20 protein-coding genes are annotated in these 18,856 nt (G+C 71.7%); 15 read left to right on the top strand and 5 right to left on the bottom strand.

The window, feature by feature from the left end; translation table 11 throughout:
• Positions 1 to 43: 43 nt before the first annotated feature.
• Together O7597_RS04580 and O7597_RS04575 are read right to left on the bottom strand one after the other, a co-directional pair.
• A complete protein-coding gene (locus O7597_RS04580) occupies positions 44 to 1,423 on the bottom strand; it encodes an MFS transporter (protein WP_269737871.1) in 1,380 nt (459 codons plus the stop codon).
• A 223-nt stretch (positions 1,424 to 1,646) separates the two neighbouring features.
• Positions 1,647 to 2,699: a mechanosensitive ion channel family protein gene (locus tag O7597_RS04575; protein ID WP_269737870.1), complete on the bottom strand. Its 1,053-nt coding sequence runs from the start codon at positions 2,697 to 2,699 to the stop codon at positions 1,647 to 1,649.
• Positions 2,700 to 2,949: 250 nt separating this feature from the next.
• Between O7597_RS04575 and O7597_RS04570 the strand changes: the two genes are divergently transcribed.
• On the top strand, positions 2,950 to 3,483 hold the full coding sequence (locus O7597_RS04570; RefSeq protein WP_164447455.1) for an HNH endonuclease: 534 nt from the start codon (positions 2,950 to 2,952) through the stop codon (positions 3,481 to 3,483).
• A gap of 190 nt (positions 3,484 to 3,673) precedes the next feature.
• On the opposite strand, the gene O7597_RS04565 is transcribed toward O7597_RS04570, so the two are convergent.
• The 3 genes from O7597_RS04565 to O7597_RS04555 all read right to left on the bottom strand — a co-directional run bounded on the left by O7597_RS04565 (position 3,674) and on the right by O7597_RS04555 (position 5,618).
• A complete protein-coding gene (locus O7597_RS04565; protein WP_269737869.1) occupies positions 3,674 to 4,507 on the bottom strand; it encodes a class F sortase in 834 nt (277 codons plus the stop codon).
• A gap of 12 nt (positions 4,508 to 4,519) precedes the next feature.
• The gene (locus O7597_RS04560; RefSeq protein WP_269737868.1) at positions 4,520 to 5,065 is read right to left on the bottom strand and encodes a hypothetical protein; all 546 of its coding nucleotides are present in this window, start codon (positions 5,063 to 5,065) and stop codon (positions 4,520 to 4,522) included.
• A 73-nt stretch (positions 5,066 to 5,138) separates the two neighbouring features.
• Positions 5,139 to 5,618, bottom strand: coding sequence for an Lrp/AsnC family transcriptional regulator (locus tag O7597_RS04555; protein ID WP_269737867.1), 480 nt, complete (start codon positions 5,616 to 5,618; stop codon positions 5,139 to 5,141).
• 148 nt (positions 5,619 to 5,766) lie between these two features.
• On the opposite strand from O7597_RS04555, the gene O7597_RS04550 reads away from it, so the two are divergent.
• From O7597_RS04550 to O7597_RS04485, 14 genes are all read left to right on the top strand, one after another.
• Positions 5,767 to 6,660, top strand: a complete 894-nt coding sequence (locus tag O7597_RS04550; protein ID WP_269737866.1) for a tryptophan 2,3-dioxygenase family protein — start codon at positions 5,767 to 5,769, stop codon at positions 6,658 to 6,660.
• Positions 6,661 to 6,676: 16 nt separating this feature from the next.
• Positions 6,677 to 7,960 (top strand): kynureninase, encoded by a 1,284-nt coding sequence (kynU, locus tag O7597_RS04545; protein WP_269737865.1) that lies wholly within the window; start codon positions 6,677 to 6,679, stop codon positions 7,958 to 7,960.
• On the top strand, positions 7,957 to 9,288 hold the full coding sequence (locus O7597_RS04540; RefSeq protein WP_269737864.1) for an NAD(P)/FAD-dependent oxidoreductase: 1,332 nt from the start codon (positions 7,957 to 7,959) through the stop codon (positions 9,286 to 9,288). The genes kynU and O7597_RS04540 overlap by 4 nt, the downstream gene beginning before the upstream one ends.
• A gap of 20 nt (positions 9,289 to 9,308) precedes the next feature.
• The gene (locus O7597_RS04535) at positions 9,309 to 10,790 is read left to right on the top strand and encodes a 2-hydroxymuconic semialdehyde dehydrogenase (protein ID WP_281583185.1); all 1,482 of its coding nucleotides are present in this window, start codon (positions 9,309 to 9,311) and stop codon (positions 10,788 to 10,790) included.
• Complete coding sequence (locus tag O7597_RS04530; protein WP_269737863.1) at positions 10,787 to 11,581, top strand: fumarylacetoacetate hydrolase family protein; 795 nt, start codon at positions 10,787 to 10,789, stop codon at positions 11,579 to 11,581. Before O7597_RS04535 ends, O7597_RS04530 begins: the two co-directional genes overlap by 4 nt.
• Complete coding sequence (locus O7597_RS04525) at positions 11,578 to 12,504, top strand: acetaldehyde dehydrogenase (acetylating) (RefSeq protein ID WP_281582100.1); 927 nt, start codon at positions 11,578 to 11,580, stop codon at positions 12,502 to 12,504. Before O7597_RS04530 ends, O7597_RS04525 begins: the two co-directional genes overlap by 4 nt.
• A 55-nt stretch (positions 12,505 to 12,559) precedes the next feature.
• On the top strand, positions 12,560 to 13,615 hold the full coding sequence (gene dmpG / locus O7597_RS04520; protein WP_269737861.1) for a 4-hydroxy-2-oxovalerate aldolase: 1,056 nt from the start codon (positions 12,560 to 12,562) through the stop codon (positions 13,613 to 13,615).
• Positions 13,612 to 14,385 carry a fumarylacetoacetate hydrolase family protein gene (locus tag O7597_RS04515; protein WP_281582099.1) on the top strand — a complete coding sequence of 258 codons (774 nt, stop codon included), beginning with the start codon at positions 13,612 to 13,614 and terminating at the stop codon, positions 14,383 to 14,385. The genes dmpG and O7597_RS04515 overlap by 4 nt, the downstream gene beginning before the upstream one ends.
• Before the next feature lie 282 nt (positions 14,386 to 14,667).
• Positions 14,668 to 15,096: a RidA family protein gene (locus O7597_RS04510; RefSeq protein ID WP_281582098.1), complete on the top strand. Its 429-nt coding sequence runs from the start codon at positions 14,668 to 14,670 to the stop codon at positions 15,094 to 15,096.
• The gene (locus O7597_RS04505; RefSeq protein WP_269737858.1) at positions 15,093 to 15,617 is read left to right on the top strand and encodes a 3-hydroxyanthranilate 3,4-dioxygenase; all 525 of its coding nucleotides are present in this window, start codon (positions 15,093 to 15,095) and stop codon (positions 15,615 to 15,617) included. The genes O7597_RS04510 and O7597_RS04505 overlap by 4 nt, the downstream gene beginning before the upstream one ends.
• The gene (locus O7597_RS04500) at positions 15,617 to 16,645 is read left to right on the top strand and encodes an amidohydrolase family protein (RefSeq protein ID WP_281582097.1); all 1,029 of its coding nucleotides are present in this window, start codon (positions 15,617 to 15,619) and stop codon (positions 16,643 to 16,645) included. Before O7597_RS04505 ends, O7597_RS04500 begins: the two co-directional genes overlap by 1 nt.
• Positions 16,646 to 16,673: 28 nt before the next feature.
• The gene (locus O7597_RS04495; RefSeq protein ID WP_269737856.1) at positions 16,674 to 16,892 is read left to right on the top strand and encodes a type II toxin-antitoxin system VapB family antitoxin; all 219 of its coding nucleotides are present in this window, start codon (positions 16,674 to 16,676) and stop codon (positions 16,890 to 16,892) included.
• Positions 16,889 to 17,317 carry a PIN domain-containing protein gene (locus O7597_RS04490; protein WP_269737855.1) on the top strand — a complete coding sequence of 143 codons (429 nt, stop codon included), beginning with the start codon at positions 16,889 to 16,891 and terminating at the stop codon, positions 17,315 to 17,317. The genes O7597_RS04495 and O7597_RS04490 overlap by 4 nt, the downstream gene beginning before the upstream one ends.
• 57 nt (positions 17,318 to 17,374) lie before the next feature.
• A complete protein-coding gene (locus tag O7597_RS04485; RefSeq protein WP_269737854.1) occupies positions 17,375 to 18,838 on the top strand; it encodes an amidase in 1,464 nt (487 codons plus the stop codon).
• Positions 18,839 to 18,856 lie beyond the last annotated feature (18 nt).

The raw sequence follows: 18,856 nt of genomic DNA, 5'->3' as shown, positions 1-18,856 counted from the left end.
GCCCCGGCGCCCGCCCGGCCGGCACCGGGTGAACGAGAGTGGCTCAGGTCACCGCGTGCCGTGGCCGGCCCGGCCCCACGTGCCCCGGACCGGGATCGTCGGAGGAGCCGTCCTGCGGCCCGCGGGCGGGGCCCATGGTCCCGTCGGTCGCGGTGGAGGCGGCCCGGGCGGTCTCGACGGAGGCGGCCACGGTCTGCTGGTCGGGCCAGCGCAGGGCGACGAGCGACATCAACATCACCCCGGCCAGGCTCCACAACCCCACCACCAGCGGGATCGGAAACCGCTCGGCGAGCAGCCCGGTCACCAGTACGGCCGCGCCCTGGATGACCTGCACGCCCGTCGCCATGACACCGAACGCCCGAGCCCGGAAGCCGTCCGGCAGGGCCTGGACGAAGAGCCCGTTGGCCGTCGGGAGCAGCCCGGCGACCGCGAAGCCGCAGAGGGCGGCGAGCAGCGCCACCACGATCGGCGGCGGATCCAGCAACGAGGGCACCAGCGCCAGCGGGGCAATCACGGCCAACGGCCGGAGCAGCAGCAGTCGCCGGGCCGGTGCGACGGCACGACCGATGATCAGACCACCGAGGATGAAGCCGGCGGGGGTGGCCGCCATGATCACCGCCTGCGCCAGTCCCGGGTCCATGTTCTCCCCGGCGTGTTCGTTGGCCCAGGCCGCCGCCAGCCCCTCGGGCACGATGGAGAAGAGCATGGCACTGAAGACCAGGACGGCGATCGCCCGCAGCACCGGTGTCTGGAAGACCATCCGGAACCCCGCGGCGGTCTCCCGGAGCAGGTGACTACGGTGAGCGCTGCTCATCGCCGGTGGCCGGTCCCGCACCCCGAGCCGGACGAGCAGGGCCGACAGCGCGAACGCACCCGCGTTCATCAGCAGCGCGGCGGTGGGGCTCACCGTCGCGACGGCAGCGCCGAGCAGGTAGCCGACCACCTGGGCGGCCTGTCCCACGCTGCCGTTGACGGACAGTCCGACGACGAGCCGGTCTCCGGGCAGGATCAACGGCAGCAGTGCCGAGCGTGCGGCCTGGCTCGGCGGATTCGCCAGCGTGGTCGCGAACAGTAGCGCCAGGATCACTGGCACCGGCATCCCCGGGACGGCGACGAGCAGCATCAGCGCCATCCGGACGAGGTCGCAGACCACCATCACCTGACGGAACCGGTGCCGCTCGGCGATCGTGGCCAACAACGGACCGCCGACCAGCCAGGGCAGGTAGCTCACCGCGAAGGCGGCCGCCGACAGCGCCACGGACTCGGTTTCCCGATAGACCAGGAGGGTGACGGCCGCGCGGGCGACGTAGTCACCGAGCCAGGTCAGCGTGCTGGCCGCGAAGACGGCCCGATACTCACGCTGGGCGAAAACCTCCCGGAAGGTGGCCGGCCCTTCCGGAGAAGGTCGCTCGTCGGACACCATCGCCTCCATCGTCCCGGTGTCTGGCCACTCGTGATGGCGGCCCGGGACCATCGTCAGGTCTGCAGATCAGCGAGGACGTGACACCGCTCGGTAAGCGTGTGCACCGGATTCTGCCCGATCGTCTGACAACTGGCTAGGGCGAACGGTTGGTTGGTCGCATCTCCGACTGAACGAACGGACGATACCCGAGGGGGTCGGTCGGACGCGACCCCCGCCGGTCGGCTCAGGTTGCGCCGCCCTGACCGGTCTCGGGGTCCGTTCGAGTAGGTAGACCGGGGTAGAGGCGGCCCGCCGCGATCCTCGCCGTGATACCCGAGTTCTCCAGCGCCTCGGCGAGTCGGCGACGCAGCTCGCGGGCCACACTGAACTGACCGTCGGCGGTGGTCTTCACCACCGTACGGATCACCGTGCCCTCCACCGTGACCTGCTCGACGCCCAGCACCTCCGGCGGCTCGACGATCGACGGGGCCAGCTCCGGGTCCACCGCGATCGAGGCGGCGGCGGTACGCAGCACGGCCGTCGCCTCCTCGGTGCCGGCGAAACCGATTGGCAGGTCGACCACCACCAACGCCCACCCCTGGCTCTTGTTACCCACCCGGACGATCTCGCCGTTGCGGATGTACCAGAGCACTCCTCGGGCGTCCCGGACGGTGGTGACCCGTAGTCCGACCGCCTCGACCACGCCGGAGGCCTCGCCGAGATCGACGTTGTCGCCCACCCCGTACTGATCCTCGATCAGCATGAACAACCCGGCGATCAGGTCCTTGACCAGGCTCTGCGCGCCGAAACCGAGCGCGACGCCGGCAATGCCCGCGCTGGCGAGCAGCGGTGCCAGGTCGAAGCTGAACTCCTTGAGCACCATCAGCAGGGCGATGCCGAAGATGAACGCGGTGGTCAGGCTCCGCAGCACCGAGCCGATCGCCTCGGCGCGCTGCCGGCGACGCTCCGGGACGAACTCGCCCGGCTCGGTGGCGGCGGTCGGGATGCGCTCGCGCAGCGGGCGGAGCATGGTCGGCACCCCGGCGTCGCTGGTGGTGCGCACCAGGCGGCGGATCGTGCGGTGCACCAGCCACCGGGCGGCCAACGCCAGCAGCAGGATCATGATGATCCGTAGTGGCTTCACGAGGATCCAGAAGCTGCCCTCGGCGAACCACACCGAGTCGGTCCAGTTAAAGACGATCTTGCACAGGGCCTCGTCCAGGCATTCCGGACTGGGCGTCTCGACCGGCTCCGGGCGGGACGGGGCGGGGGTGGGGCTGAGGCTGCTGACGGTCACCCTGTTTTCGTACCGCAACCGACGGGCGGCCCCGCCGTCGACCCACCGGTCGGTGCCGCCCGGCCGGTCGGGCGGGCGGAGGGAAAGCACCGGCCGTACCCAGGATTAGTACGTGCATTCCCGGGTCCGATCAGGGACGATTGGCGCAGCGGACGTCGGTGATCCGGCCGGCGTCGACGTGGTGTGGGGCTGTGCCCGACGCCGGTCGGCGGTGGCGAGTGGTAAGCCGCTTGACCGGAAGGGTGACGCGATGCCTGACATACGACCCACGGTGGGCTCCGGCGCGCTGGTCCTCAACGCCACCTACGAGCCGCTGTGTGTCGTGTCGGTACGTCGGGCCGCGATTCTCGTGCTCTCGGCCAAGGCGGTCTGTGTCGCCGACGGTGAGGGCATCCTGCACAGTGCCCGCAGTGCGCTGCCGGTGCCCTCGGTCGTCCGGCTCACCCGGTTCGTCCGGGTGCCCTACCGCACCCACGTGGGCCTGTCCCGGCGGGCGATCTTCGCCCGGGACGGCTGGCGGTGCGCCTACTGCCGTGGGCCGGCGGAGACCATCGACCACGTCTTCCCCCGTAGCCGCGGCGGCCGGCACGCCTGGGAGAACGTGGTCGCCGCCTGCGCCAGGTGCAACCACACAAAAGGCGACAAGACCCCTGCCGAGCTGGGCTGGCGACTGCACTCGTTGCCGACCGCCCCGAAGGGGATCGCCTGGCGCGTGCTCGGCCACCGCGCCCCCGACCCGCGCTGGGCCGACTGGCTGGACCTCCGCGAACCCGAAGCCGCCTGACCCAACGAACACGCGCCGCCTGCGACCGGCCTGCCCACTCAGATCTCCCACCAGCCTGCGCGGACGACACTCTGCGCTGCCAGGCGGCGAGTACGCCGAACAGGTTTTCGGGGGAGCCCGACCCGCGCAGGGATCAAGCCTGACCGCCCGGAGCGGGTCGGGCTCCCCCGAAAACCCCCAACAGCAACACCTAACGAGCCTCGACCAGCGAAGCGAACACCACGACGTTGTCCGCGTACCCCGTCTCCCCGCCGACCCACCGCCCCCCACACGTGATCAACCGCAGCTGCGGACGGCTGAAGTCACCGAACACGTCGTCCGTGGGTAGTCGTTCCTTGCCGAACCGATCGACCCGGTCCACCTCGAAGATCGCCACCGAGCCGTCCGAGCGGGCGACCTCGACGCGGTCGCCGGCGCGCAACTGGGGCAGCTGGTGGAAGACGGCCGGTCCGGTGGTGGTGTCGACGTGCCCCACGATGACGGCCGGGCCGTACTGGCCGGGGGTGGGCCCCTGGTCGTACCAGCCGGCCTCCTGGGCCCGCTCGGCCGGCGGCGCGGCGATGCTGCCGTCGGGCGCGATGCCCACGTTGTGCACCGGAGCGGCCAGGTCGATCTTGTTGATCTCGATGCCGACCGGCTCGCTCGCGGCCAGCAGCGGAAACTTCCTGGGCGGCGGCGCCAGCCCGGCGATGAACCGGTCCGGTAGCACGCTCAGCCCGGTCATCCGCTCGACGCCGAGCATCGCGATGATCAGCAGCATCAGCGAGCCGATCACCAGCACCGGTAGTCCCGGACCGGAGTGACCGGAACGTCCGGTCCCCACCGCCCGGGTGGGGCGTCGCCTGGGCGGTAGCGGTGCCGCCGCGGGATCGGGCGTGGCGACGCTCGCCGAACCGACCTGCGCGGCGACCCGGACCAGCCGGCCGGCCGCGGCGACCGTTCGCCGCCAGGCACGTCGGCCCCGACGGCCGGTACGGCGTGGACCGGGGCCCGGTTCCGGCGCGGGTACGCGGAAGCCCGCCATGGTGACGGTGGGTCAGGAACCGGCCCGGCGCCGGCTGCTGAACAGGCCGAAGACCACCGCCGCGGTCACCGTGGCGACGCCACCGAGCAGCAGCATCGACCCGGTGCCCCGGTCGGCCGTACCGCCACCGCCGGTGGCCGGTCCCTTGGTGGGCTGGTCCATGTTCAGCACGGTCAGGGTGGTGCTGGCGGTCCGGCCGTTGTCGCAGCGCAGGTGCACCGGATAGTCGCCGGCCGCCTTGTTGCCGGGCACGGTGACCGAGGCGGTGAGGAAGCCGTTGTCCGGCCGGAGGTACACCCGGTCGAACGCGTCCGAGGTCACCTCGGCCTGACGGTCGTTGGCGTTGTCGCAACTGGCCCGGATGCTCACCCGGGAACCGGCCTGGACGCTGTTCGGCGTCACCTCGACGAAGGTGTTCTCCCCCGCTCTGGCGGGTGCGGTGCCGGGCAGCAGCAGCCCGGCCAGGGCGAACGCCGCGATCAGGACGAACGCCCCGAACAGTCGGGCGATGGTCGACGGGGCGTGCTGGACGCCTCCGTACTGTCGCAGACCTCGCATGATCCTCCCTCCCGGCACCGGCGTACCGGTTCCTGCTGGGGCGACCCGCGTGGCTTTCCCTCTGCTCCGGTGGCTAACCCGGCTCCCGGCGACGGGGACGGCCGTCAGGAGGGGTCCCCTCCGTCGCGGTGACCGGCTGCCAGGCGAGCGGGGTGGAGAGCACCATCGTGCTCGACGGCTGGCCGTAGGGGGCGAGGCGGTCGATGACCGCCTCGAAGTCTCCGATCGAGCCGGCCGCGACCTTCAACACACTGCACGCGTCCCCGGTGATCCGGTGGATCTCCAGGATCTCCGGCCATCGCGCGACCTCGGGATCGTGCAGGATGCACCGGGCGCCGTAACAGGACATCCGGATCAGCGCGACCACGGTGCGACCGGCCCGGGCCAGGTCGACGTGGGCGTGGTACCCGCTGATCACGCCGGTCTCCTCCAACCGACGGACCCGCTCGGCGACCGCCGGTGGGGACAGGTGCACCCGCCGGGACAGCTCGCTGAAGGACAACCGCGCGTCGGCCTGCAACTCGCGGAGCAGGGCCCAGTCCATCTCGTCCATGCCGGCGACCTTACGTCCGGCAGGTCATTGCCGGCGAGCGGCTTCCGTTCCTTAGGTCGACCACCGAAAGCGCCGTTGAACAGGCATTCCATCTGGCCAACCGCACGGGAGATCATGACTGGACGAGCGAGCCGGGAGGAGCGGACGCATGGAGCAGACGGAGCTGCGGCCCCGGACGGAGGTGCGTCCGGTCACCGCACGGCAGCGGGTGGCGCGCGCCGCCCGCAACGGCGGCGAACCGACCCTGGAGTTCGCCGAGCGGGTGCCGTACGACGCGTACGTGCAGGCCAGCACGCTGCATCGGCTGCAACAGCCGCTCAGCACCGACCCGGGCGAGATGTCGTTCCTGATGGTCAGCCAGATCATGGAGTTGTACTTCGGCCTGACCTGTCACGAACTACGGGAGACGTCCCGGCTGCTGCGCGCCGACCGGGTGTGGGAGGCGTTGGCGCCGCTGCGCCGCGCCGCGCTGCACCTGGAAGGGCTCAACGCGGCCTGGCGGGGACTGCGCTGGATGACCCCGGCCGACTTCAACCGCTTCCGCAACCTGCTCGGCGAGGGGTCGGGCTTCCAGTCGGCGATGTACCGCCACCTGGAGTTCCTGCTCGGGCTGCGCGACCCGGCACTCATCCGCCCGTTCCGGCGGCAGACCGAGGTGCACGCCGAGCTCACCGACGCCCTGGCCACCCCGAGCGTCTGGGACGAGGTGGTCGCCCTGCTCGCCCGGCACGGTCACGACCTGCCGGCGGACCTGCTGGAGCGGGACGTGGCCACCGAACACGAGACGCACCCCGCCGTCGAGGCGGCCTGGGTGCGGATCTACGCCGATGCCGGGCCCGACAACCACCTGCGGATGCTCGGCGAGGCGCTGACCGAGGTGGCCGAGCAGTTCGGCGACTGGCGGCACCACCACATCAAGGCGGTGCAGCGGACGATGGGCGCCAAGGTGGGCAGCGGCGGCTCCGCCGGTCTGGCGTGGCTGCAACGCAGCATGGCCCGGGTGGTCTTCCCCGAACTGTGGTCGGCCCGGACGGCGATGTGAGGCGGTTGTGACGACGATGAGCAACGACACCGAGGCCGAAGCGCTCCGCCTCGACGCGGCCGAACCGGGGCACCGGCACCTGTTCCACGTGCCGCCGGCCGACGGTGGGCGTTATCCGGAGGCCGCCTACCTGGCAGGCAACTCGCTCGGCCTGCAACCGAGGGCCACCCGCGACGAACTCCTGGCCGACCTGGACGCCTGGCGCCGGCTCGGCGTGGAGGGGCATCTGGCCGCCGAACGGCCCTGGCTGCCGTACCACGAGCTGCTGACGGCGCCGGCCGCCCGACTGGTTGGCGCCCTGCCCACGGAGACCGTGGTGATGAACTCGCTGACGGTCAACCTGCACCTGCTGATGGTCAGCTTCTACCGGCCGGCAGGCGAGCGGACCCGGATCGTCATCGAGGACAGCGCCTTCCCGTCGGACAGCTACGCGGTGCGCAGCCAGGCACGCTTCCACGGCCTCGACCCCGACACCACGGTCGTCCGGCTCACGCCGCGCCCCGGTGAGGACACCCTGCGCACCGAGGACGTCACCGGGTACCTGGCGGCCGAGGGCCACACCGTGGCGCTGGTCCTGCTCGGTGGCGTCAACTACCTCACCGGCGAGCTGATGGACATCCCGGCGATCACCGCGGCGGCCCGGGCCGCCGGCGCGGTCGTCGGGTGGGACCTGGCCCACGCGGCGGGCAACGTACCGCTGTCGCTGCACGACTGGGACGTCGACTTCGCCGCCTGGTGCTCGTACAAGTACCTCAACTCGGGGCCTGGCGCGCTGGCCGGGGTCTTCGTCCACGAGCGGCACCACGGCGACGCGACGCTGCCCCGTTTCGAGGGCTGGTGGAGCACGGCGGCGGCGACCCGGTTCCAGATGGCTCCGGTCAGTCGACCGCCGGCCACCGTGGAGGCGTGGCAGATCTCCAACCCGCCGATCTTCGCGATGGGGCCGGTCCGCACCTCGCTGGAACTGTTCGACTCGGTCGGCATGCCGGCGCTGCGGGCGCGCAGCCTGCGGCTCACCGGCTACCTCGAGCGGCTGCTGGACGAGGTCACCGCCGACCGGCCCCTGCGGGTGATCACCCCACGTGAGCCGCGCCGGCGCGGATGCCAGCTTTCGGTACGCATCGGCACGGGCAGCGCCAACGAGCTGACCGAACGGCTGCGCCACGAGCACGGGGTGATCGCCGACGCCCGGGAGCCGGACGTGGTCAGGTTCGCCCCGGTGCCGCTGTACTCGACGTATCACGACTGCTGGCGGGTTGCCGAGGCGTTGCGCGCGACGGTTTCGGGGGTGGCCCGGTGACCGGAGAGGGCGACGAGATCGCGGTGGTGGGCGCCGGGCTGGCCGGTTGCCTGCTGGCCTGCTTCCTGGCCCGCCGGGGCCATCCGGTGGCGCTCTACGAGCGACGCCCGGACCCGCGCGGCGGCACCCCCGAGCGGGGCCGGTCGATCAACCTGGCGCTCTCCGAACGAGGGCTCGACGCGCTGCGCCGCATCGGACTGGCCGAACAGGTGATGACGGACGCCCTGCCGATGCGCGGCCGGATGATCCATCCGGTCGGCGGGCCGACCGGATTCCAGTCGTACAGCGTCTCCGGCGACCGGGCGATCAACTCGATCAGCCGGGGTGCGTTGAACAACGCCCTGCTGGCGGCCGCCGCCAAGCTGCCGGGGGTGCGGATCGCCTTCGAGCACCGGCTGGTCGGGCTCGACCCGGCGACCGGCACCATGACCTTCCAGACGCCGCAGGGTCCGGTGACCGAGGGCGCGCGGGTGGTGCTCGGCACCGACGGTGCCGGCTCGGCGGTACGCGGGCAGCTGCTCGCCCACGGCCTGGTCACCGAGAGCGTCGACTTCCTCGACTACGGCTACAAGGAACTGACGATCCCGCCGCTGGACGGCGACTTCGCCCTCGACCCGGGTGCGCTGCACATCTGGCCGCGCGGCACCTCGATGATGATCGCGCTGCCCAACCCGGACCGCTCGTTCACCTGCACCCTGTTCTGGCCCACCCATGGCACCGCGAGCTTCGCCTCGCTGGGCAGCCCGGCGGCGATCGAGCGGCACTTCGCGCAGCACTATCCGGACCTGCCGCCGATCGCCCCGAACCTGGTCGACGACTACCAGCACAACCCGGTCGGCGTGCTCGGCACGGTGCGGTGCGACCCGTGGCAGGTCGACGGCCGGGTCGCCCTGCTCGGCGACGCGGCGCACGCCATCGTGCCGTTCTACGGCCAGGGCGCGAACTGCGCCTTCGAGGACGTGGTGGAGCTGGACCGCTGCCTCGACGAGTGTGCCGGGGACTGGGCTGCGGCGCTGCCGCTGTTTCAGCACCGCCGGCAGGACAACGCCGAGGCGATCGCCCGGATGGCGCTGGCCAACTTCGTGGAGATGCGCGACAAGGTCGCCTCCCCGGTCTTCCGGGCCCGCAAGCAGGTCGAGCACGCCCTGGAGCGGGCGCTGCCCGGCCGGTACGTCTCCCAGTACGAGCTGGTGTCCTTCTCCACCGTCCCGTACGCGCAGGTGCGCCGTCGGGTCCGCCGGCAGTACCAGGTGGTCGGCCTGGCGGCGGCCGGTCTGGCGGCGGTGGTCGGCGCGGCGGTGGCGCTCGGGTTCAGGAGGCGCGGATGACGCTCTGGGATCCCCGGCTGATGGCCGGGCGGGCACCGGACGGCCCCGGACTGCTGAGGAACTTCGTCGGCGGCGAGTTCGTCGACGCCGGAAACCGGTTCACCAAACGCAGCCCGGTGACCGGCGAACCGGTCTTCGAGGTGGTCGAGGCGGACCGGTCCACGGTGGACGACGCGGTGTCGGCGGCCCGGGCGGCGTTGCGGGGCCCGTGGGGCCGGGCGGGGGAGCGGGAACGCGCCGAGGTGCTGCGCCGGATCGCCGCCGAACTGGAGCGTCGTTTCGACGACCTGGTGGCCGCCGAGGTCGCCGACACCGGCAAGTCCATCTCGCAGGCCCGCAACCTGGACATCCCGCGCGGCGCGGCGAACTTCCGGGCCTTCGCGGAGATCGTGGCGACCGCGCCGACCGAGTCGTTCACCACGGTCAGCCCGACCGGTGGTCGGGCGCTCAACTACGCGGTGCGCAAGCCGGTCGGCGTGGTCGCGGTCATCGTGCCGTGGAACCTGCCGCTGCTGCTGCTCACCTGGAAGGTCGCCCCCGCTCTGGCCTGCGGCAACGCGGTGGTGGTCAAGCCGAGCGAGGAGACGCCGGCGTCGGCCACGCTGCTCGCCGAGGTGATGGCGGCGGCCGGGGTGCCCGATGGCGTGTTCAACCTGGTGCACGGCTTCGGGCCCGGTTCGGCCGGCGAGTTCCTCACCCGCCATCGGGACGTCGACGCGATCACCTTCACCGGCGAGTCGGCCACCGGCGGCGCCATCATGCGGGCCGCCGCCGACGGGGTGAAGGCGGTCAGTTTCGAGTTGGGTGGCAAGAACGCCGGACTGGTCTTCGCCGACGCGGATCTGGACGCGGCGGTGGCCGGTTCGGTCCGGTCGAGCTTCACCAACGGCGGTCAGGTGTGCCTCTGCACCGAACGGATCTACGTGCAGCGGCCGGTGTTCGAGGAGTTCACCGCGCGGCTGGCCGAGCGCGCCGGCGAGCTGGCGTACGGGTGGCCGGGCGACGAGGCGACGGTGAACATGCCGCTGATCTCGCACGGCCACCGGGACAAGGTGCTCGGGCACTACGACCTGGCGCGGGCCGAGGGCGCCCGGGTGCTCGCCGGCGGCGGGGTGCCCCGGTTCGGCGACGCCCGCGACGGTGGCGCGTACGTGCAGCCGACGGTGCTGACCGGCCTCGGCCCGGACGCGCGGACGAACCGCGAGGAGATCTTCGGGCCGGTGGTGCACGTGGCCCCGTTCGACGACGAGGATGAGGCGTACGCCCTGGCCAACGGCACGGAGTACGGTCTGGCGGCGACGGTCTGGACCCGCGACGTGGGCCGGGCGCACCGGGCCGGTGCCCGGTTGGACGCCGGCATCGTCTGGGTCAACACGTGGTTCCTGCGTGACCTGCGGACCCCGTTCGGCGGGGTGAAGGCCTCGGGCATCGGTCGGGAGGGCGGCGTGCACTCGCTGAATTTCTACTCGGAGCTGACGAACGTCTGCGTGGAGCTGTCATGAACGACGTCGAGTTGGCGGCGCGGGAACTGGCTGAGGCCCGAGCCGGCGGCAAGCCGTGTCCGCCGTTGCGTGGGCGGCTGCTGCCGGAGGGGGACGTCCAGGCCGCGTACCGGGTGCAGCAGCGCCAGGTGGGCGAGTGGTTGGCGTCCGGGCAGCGCCGGGTGGGCGCGAAGATCGGGTTGACCTCCCGGGCGGTCCAGGAGAGCTTCGGGGTGTACGAGCCGGACTTCGGGGTGCTCACCGACGCGATGGCGGTGCCCGACGGTGCCGAGGTGGCGATCGGTCGCCTCCGGCAACCCCGGGTGGAGGCGGAGGTCGCCTTCGTGCTCGGTGCCGACCTGCCCGACGACCGGGTCACCACCGCCGACCTGCTGCGCGCCGTCGACCACCTGCTGCCGGCCATCGAGATCGTCGACTCGCGGGTCGCCGGTTGGGACATCTCCATCGTGGACACGGTGGCCGACAACGCCTCCAGTGGTCTGTTCGTGCTCGGCACCACGCCCCGTCGGCCGGCCGAGGTCGACCTGCGGCTGTGCGGGATGGTCCTGGAACACGCCGGAGAGCCGGTGTCGGTGGGGGCCGGGGCGGCCTGCCTGGGCAATCCGTGGCACGCGCTGGCCTGGCTGGCGGGCACCACGGCCCGCGCCGGTGATCCACTCCGCGCCGGTGACGTGGTGCTCTCCGGCGCGCTCGGCCCGATGGTGGCGGTGACCCCGGGTGCGGCGTACGAGGCCCGCATTTCCGGTCTCGGCTCGGTGCGGACCTGTTTCACCAAGGAGGTGCACGGATGACGGGTGTGGCGGTGATCGGGTCGGGCAACATCGGCACCGATCTGATGATCAAAGTGATGCGGCTGTCGGACTCGCTGCGGATGGTGGCGGTGGCCGGTATCGACCCGGCCTCCGACGGGCTGGCCCGGGCCCGGCGGCTCGGCGTGGCGACCACCGCGCAGGGTGTCGAGGGACTTGTCGCGATGCCCGAGTTCGCCGACGTGGCACTGGTCTTCGACGCCACCTCGGCGGGCGCGCACCGGCACCACGACGCCGTGCTGCGCGCGCACGGGCGGACGGTGATCGACCTGACCCCGGCGGCGATCGGCCCGTACGTCGTGCCACCGGTCAACCTCGAGGAGCACCTGGGCGAGACCAACCTGAACATGGTCACCTGCGGCGGGCAGGCGACCGTGCCGATCGTCGCCGCGGTACGGCGGGTGACCCCGGTCGCGTACGGGGAGATCGTCGCGTCGATCGCCTCGCGGTCGGCCGGCCCGGGCACCCGGGCCAACATCGACGAGTTCACCGAGACCACGGCCCGGGCGATCGAGGTGGTCGGCGGCGCCGAGCGGGGCAAGGCGATCATCGTGCTGAACCCGGCCGACCCGCCGCTGCTGATGCGCGACACCGTCTACTGCCTCTGCCCGGATGCCGACGCCGACCGCGCCGCCATCGCCGCCTCCGTCGGCGACATGGTGGCCAGCGTGCAGGAGTACGTGCCCGGCTACCGGCTCAAGCAGGACGTGCAGTTCGACCGCGTCGACACCTTCGTGCCGTCGTTGGGACGGCAGCTCACCGGGTTGCAGGTCTCGGTCTTCCTGGAGGTTTCCGGCGCCGGGCACTATCTGCCCGCGTACGCCGGGAACCTGGACATCATGACCTCGGCCGCGCTGCGCACCGCGCAGCGGCTGGTCGCCCTGCGGAAGGAGGTTGTCGGGTGAGCGCGAGGAGTGCAGCGCAGCGGAGCCCCGCAGTCGCGAACGAAGGCAGGCTCGGATGACCGAGTTGTACATCCAGGACGTGACGTTGCGCGACGGCATGCACGCCATCGCCCACCGTTACACCGTCGACCAGGTCCGCACCATCGCCGCCGCACTGGACGCTGCCGGGGTCGCCGCGATCGAGGTGGCCCACGGTGACGGTCTCGCCGGGTCCAGCGTCAACTACGGCCACGGCGCGGCCAGCGACGCCGACTGGATCGCGGCGGCGGCCGAGGTGATGACGAGGGCGAAGCTGACGACCCTGCTGCTGCCCGGCATCGGCACCATCGCCGATCTGAAGGCCGCCCGGTCGCTCGGCGTGACGAGCGTGCGGATCGCCACCCACTGCACGGAGGCGGACATCTCCGCCCAGCACATCTCCTGGGCTCGGGAGAACGGCATGGACGTGGCCGGTTTCCTGATGATGTCGCACATGAACGACCCGGCCGGGCTGGCCGCCCAGGCGAAGCTGATGGAGTCGTACGGGGCGCACTGCGTCTACGTCACCGACTCGGGCGGCCGGCTGCTGATGTCCGACGTGGCGCAGCGCGTCGACGCGTACCGGCAGGTCCTCGAACCGAGCACGCAGATTGGTATCCACGCCCACCACAACCTCTCCCTCGGGGTGGCCAACAGCGTGATCGCCGTCGAACACGGCCGGGTCGCCGGCGACGGCCCGCCCGGGTCGCCGGCCGGCCGGACGGTGCGGGTGGACGCCTCCCTCGCCGGCATGGGTGCCGGCGCCGGCAACGCGCCGCTGGAGGTCTTCGTCGCGGTCGCGGAACTGCACGGTTGGCGGCACGGCTGCGACGTCTTCGCGCTGATGGACGCCGCCGACGACATCGTCCGCCCGTTGCAGGACCGGCCCGTCCAGGTCGACCGGGAGACCCTCTCCCTGGGGTACGCGGGGGTCTACTCCAGCTTCCTGCGCCACGCCGAACGGGCCTCGGCGCGCTACGGCGTGGATGTCCGGTCGATCCTGGTGGAACTGGGCCGACGCCGGATGGTCGGCGGCCAGGAAGACATGATCGTCGACGTGGCGCTGGACCTGGCCGGCAAGGAGAACTCATGATCGGGCCGGATATCGCGGGGATCGCCGAGACGCTCGGTACGGCCGCCGACACGGCCACCGCGACCGCGCAGCTCGCCGCCGAGACCGGGCTGGACGTCGACGCCGCGTACGCGGTGCAGACCGCGCTGGTGCAGCGCCGGCTGGATCGGGGGGAGCGGCTGGTCGGGTTGAAGATGGGGCTGACCAGCAAGGCGAAGATGGCCCAGGTCGGGGTGGACGAGGTGATCTGGGGTCGGCTCACCGACACCATGCGGATCCCCGACGGCGGCACGGTCGACGTGGCCGCGTTCATCCATCCTCGGGTCGAGCCGGAGGTGGCGTTTCTGCTGGACCGGCTGCCCGAGCCCGGCGAGCCGGTCGGTGACTTCACCGACGCGGTGCGGGCGGTCGCTCCGGCGATCGAGTTGATCGACTCCCGGTACGCGAACTTCACCTTCTCCCTGCCGGACGTCATCGCCGACAACACGTCGGCCGGCGCGTTCGTGATCGGGCCGTGGTCGCCGGTGCCGGACGGGCTGGACAACCTGGGCGTGCTGTTGGAGATCGACGGACGGTTGGCCCAGGTCGGCTCGACGGCGGCCATCCTCGGCGACCCGCGACGGGCGCTGGACGAGGGCATCCGGCTGGCGGGGCGGCACGGGGTGCGGTTGCGTTCGGGCTGGGTCTTCCTGGCCGGCGCGGCGACGGCTGCTGTTCCGTTGCGTGCTGGGGCTCATGTGCGGGCGGTTGTCGAGAAGCTCGGTACGGCTTCGTTGCGGAGTGCGTCGTGATTGGTCCGGGTGTTGGGGTTCCGGGCAGCCCGACCGGCTCCGGGCGGTCAGGCTTGATCCCTGCGCCGGTCGGGCTGCCCGGAACCCCGACGTGGCCGGGCTTCGCGCGCCGGTGCCAGGTGGGGTGAATCTGGTGTGGGCGGTGCCGGTGTCGGGTGGAATCGGTCTGGTGTGGGCGGTGCCGGCGTCGGGTGAACTCGGTCTGGAGTGGGTGGTGTCGGTGCCGGTTGGGATGGGGGTCTGAGGTGGTTGCTGCTCGCGTGGTGGTGCGAAGTGGTTGCCATGACTGACGGGGCTCGGGTGGTGGCCGGGAAGGCGGTGCCTCGGGGGGCTTTTCCGCATGTGAAGGTGGCCGGCGGGTTCGTCTTCGTGTCGGGGACGTCGTCGCGGCGGGCCGACAACACGTTCGCGGGCGTGTCGGTGGACGAGTTCGGCACGACCGACCTGGACATCCGGGCGCAGACGCGGGCGGTGATCGGGAACATCGCGGATCTGCTCCGGTCGGTCGGCGCGGAGCTGACCGACCTGGTCCAGGTCACCAGCTATCTGGTCAACATGAACGACTTCGGTGGATACAACGAGGTGTGGGCGGAGTTCTTCGACGCGACCGGACCGACCCGGACGACGGTCGCCGTGCACCAGTTGCCGCATCCGCACCTGCTGATCGAGATGCAGGCCGTCGCCCTGCTCCCAGAAGGAGGCCAGTCATGAGTGAGATCGCCGAGCCGTTCAGCTTCCCCGGCTGGATTGCCGAGCACCAGCACCTGCTGAAGCCGCCGGTGGGCAACAAGGAGATGCTGCCCGGCTCCGAGGACTTCATCGTGATGGTGGTCGGTGGACCGAACCAGCGCACCGACTTCCACGTCGACCCGTACGAGGAGTTCTTCTACCAGGTCAAGGGCAACATGCACATCAACCTGATGCTGCCGGAAGGCCCGCGTACGGTGCATGTGCGCGAGGGCCAGATGTGGATGCTGCCCCGGAACACGCCGCACTCGCCGCAGCGACCGGAGGCCGGCTCGATCGGGATGGTGATCGAGCGGGTACGCGAGGAGGGAACGCTGGAGAAGTTCCAGTGGTACTGCCCCGAGTGCTCCCACCGGGTGCACGAGGTCGAGTTGCAGGTCCGGGACATCGCTGCCGACCTGCCGCCGGTCTTCGCCGCGTTCTACGCCGACGAGTCGGCGCGTACCTGCGACAACTGCGGCACCCTGCACCCGGGCAAGGGCTGATGGCGGCTCCGGTGCCGTCGGTGTCTCCGGTGGTGGACGTGCACACGCACGTCGTACCGAAGGGTTGGCCGGACCTGGCCGTGGCGTGCGGCGGGTCCGGCTGGCCATGGCTGCGGATCGACTCGGAGCGCGCCGCCATGATCATGGTCGGCGAGACGCCGTTCCGCCCGGTCGGCGCCGAGTGCTGGGACGCCGACACCCGGCTGGCCGACATGACGGCCGACGGGGTCGACGTGCAGGTGGTCTCGCCCACCCCGGTCTTCTTCTGCTACGACCGCCCGGCCGACCAGGCGGTGAAGGTGGCCCGGATCTTCAACGACCTGACCCTGGAGGTCACCGCCGCGGGCGGGGGCCGGCTGCTGCCGTTCTGCCAGGTGCCCTTGCAGGACCCGGACGCGGCCTGCGCCGAGGTGGACCGCTGCCTCGCGGCCGGCCACATAGGTGTGGAGATCGGCAACCACGTCGGCGAGCGGGACCTGGACGACGCCGGCATCGTGACCTTCCTGACCCACTGCGCCGAGGTCGGTGCGCCGGTCTTCGTCCACCCGTGGGACATGGCCGGCGGTCCCCGACTGGACCGTTGGATGGCCCGGTGGCTCACCGGCATGCCCGCCGAGACCCACCTGTCGGTGCTGGCGATGATCCTCGGCGGGGTGTTCGACCGGGTGCCGGAGACGTTGCGGATCTGCTTCGCCCACGGCGGCGGCAGCTTCCCGTTCTGGCTGGGGCGCGCCGACAACGCCTGGCACCGCCGTGGCGACCTGGTACGCGGTGCCTCCGCCGCCCCGCCCAGCTCCTACATCGACCGGTTCCTCGTCGACTCGGTGGTCTTCTCGACTCCGGCGCTGCGGCTCCTCGTGGACACCATGGGCGCCGATCGGGTGTTGGTGGGCAGCGACTATCCGTACCCCCTGGGTGAGCGCCCGGCCGGTGCGGTGGTCCGCCAGGCCGACTTCCTCACCGACGCCCAGCGCAGCGACCTGCTCTCCACCAACGCCCTCCGTTTCCTCGGTCGTGACGGTATATAAAGACGGGTTAATCGTATACACTTGGCTGGTGAAGACGGTTATTGATCTCGATGATGACCTGCTCGAACGAGCCCGCCGCGAACTGGGCACCAAGAGCAAGAAGGACACCATTCACGCCGCACTCCGGATGGTTGCCGAGCGCAGCGAGCGGATGGAGGCGATCCGGGAGTTGCTCTCCATCGATCGGGACTGGACCGGTTTGCTGGAGGATGACAAGACGCCCGGCGACAAGTGGGACGCGGCATGACCCCTCCGCCCGGCCTGTACCTGATCGACACCTCGGCCTGGGGCCGCCTTCGTCAGCCGATGGTCGGAAAGCGGATCCTGGCGCTGCTCGAGGAGCGACTGGCCGCGACCTGCCTTCCGTTGGACCTGGAGGACGGGCGTAGCGCCCGCGACTTCAGGAACGCGATGACGGTACGCGCCCGGCGCGCGGAGCTGATGATCGACCTTCCGATCACCACGGCCGTGGCGACGAGAGCGCGAGACCTGCAACTCGCGTTGACCGCCCAGGGACACCACCGGGCAGCGAGTCCGGTGGATCTCATGGTAGCGGCCTCTGCCGCTGAGTACGGGGCCACCGTTCTCCACTATGACCGGGACTTCGACCTGTTGGCGGAAGTGGGCGGTCCCCGTTCGGAGTGGGTGTCCCCACCGGGCACCCTGTCCTGAGGCCGTGACGCTCGTGTCGAGGCGGCGACGAGTGGCCTGAGCGGGCAGGATGGCGGCATGGCCGAGCCGCACGACCTGACCGCGCTGGAACAGGCCGCCGCGCTCGCCCGTGGCGAGCTGTCCAGCGTGGAGCTCGTCGAGCACCACCTGCGGCGGGTCGACGCGCTCGGTGACACGGTCGGTGCCTTCGTCACCGTCACCGCGGAGTTGGCGCGCGAAGCCGCCCGCGCCGCCGACGCGACTCCGGTCGATCGGCGCGGGCCACTGCACGGGGTACCGACCGCGATCAAGGATCTGACCCTGACCGCGGGCGTCCGCACCACGTTCGGCTCCGCCGCCTTCGCGGACTTCGTACCGCCTGTCGACGCCGACGTGGTGCGCTTCATGCGGGCTGCCGGGCTGGTCAGTCTCGGCAAGACCACCACCTCCGAGCTGGGCTGCTCGCTGTACTCCGAGACTTCGGTGGCACCACCGGCCCGCAACCCGTGGCAGCTGGCGTACACCGCCGGCGGTTCCAGCGGCGGCGCGGCCGCGGCCGTGGCGGCGGGCCTGGTGCCGGTGGCGCAGGGTTCGGACGGCGGCGGTTCGGTGCGGATCCCCGCGTCGCTGTGCGGCCTGATCGGCTACAAGCCCAGTCGCGGCCTGGTCTCCGGCGGCCCACTCGGTTTCGGCGCCTTCGGCCTGCCGACCAACGGTCCGCTCGGTCGGACCGTCACCGATGTGGCCGCGTTGCTGGACGTGCTGGCCGAGCCGGTGCCCGGCGAGCCGTATCTACCGCCGCCACCGCCGGCGGGCGGCTATCTCGCCGCCGCTCGGACCGCCGAGCCCGGCCCGCTACGGATCGGCCGGTTCACCACCCCGATGCTCGCCGACGAGCCGGTCCACCCGGACTGCGTCGCCGCGGTGGACCGGGCCGCCGCGCTGCTCGCCGCCGCCGGGCACGAGGTCGTCGAGGTGCCGGCGCCGCTCGGTCCGCAGGTCTGGCCGCTGTTCGAGATCGTCTGGTACGTCCTCGCGCTCGCCCCGGTGCCGCCGCAACGGGAGTCCGAGCTGCTGCCGCTGACCCGCTTCCTGCGGGCCCGGGCCGCCGGGATCTCCGCCGGTACGCTCACCGCGACCCTCGGCGAGATCCAGGCCCAGGTACGCCTCGGTGCCCGCCGTACCGCCGGTTGCGACCTGCTGCTCTGTCCCACCCTGGCGGCCCCGCAGGCACCGCTCGGCTGGTTCAACCAGGGGCGCACCCCGGCGGAGGATTTCGACCGGCAACGTCGCTTCTCGCCGTACTGTGCGGTCTTCAACGTCACCGGCCAACCGTCGGTTTCGCTGCCGGTCGGCGTGACCGCCGAGGGACTGCCGGTCGGCGTGCTGCTCACCGGCCGCTACGGCGACGACGCGAGGCTGATCGCCACCGCTGCGCAACTGGAGGCCTCCAGTGGCGGATGGGATCGGCACCCCGCAGTCTGGCGGAGCGTCGGCTCCGCTAACGTGAATGACAGCGGAGTCGGGAGGTCACCCCGGTGATCTGCCACCCGACCCGAT

This window comes from Verrucosispora sp. WMMC514 (assembly GCF_027497295.1).
In the GTDB taxonomy this organism is placed as follows: Bacteria; Actinomycetota; Actinomycetes; order Mycobacteriales; family Micromonosporaceae; genus Micromonospora; species Micromonospora palythoicola.
The sequence above is the reverse complement of the archived record's forward strand: the minus strand, read 5'-3'. Positions and strand labels throughout refer to the sequence as shown.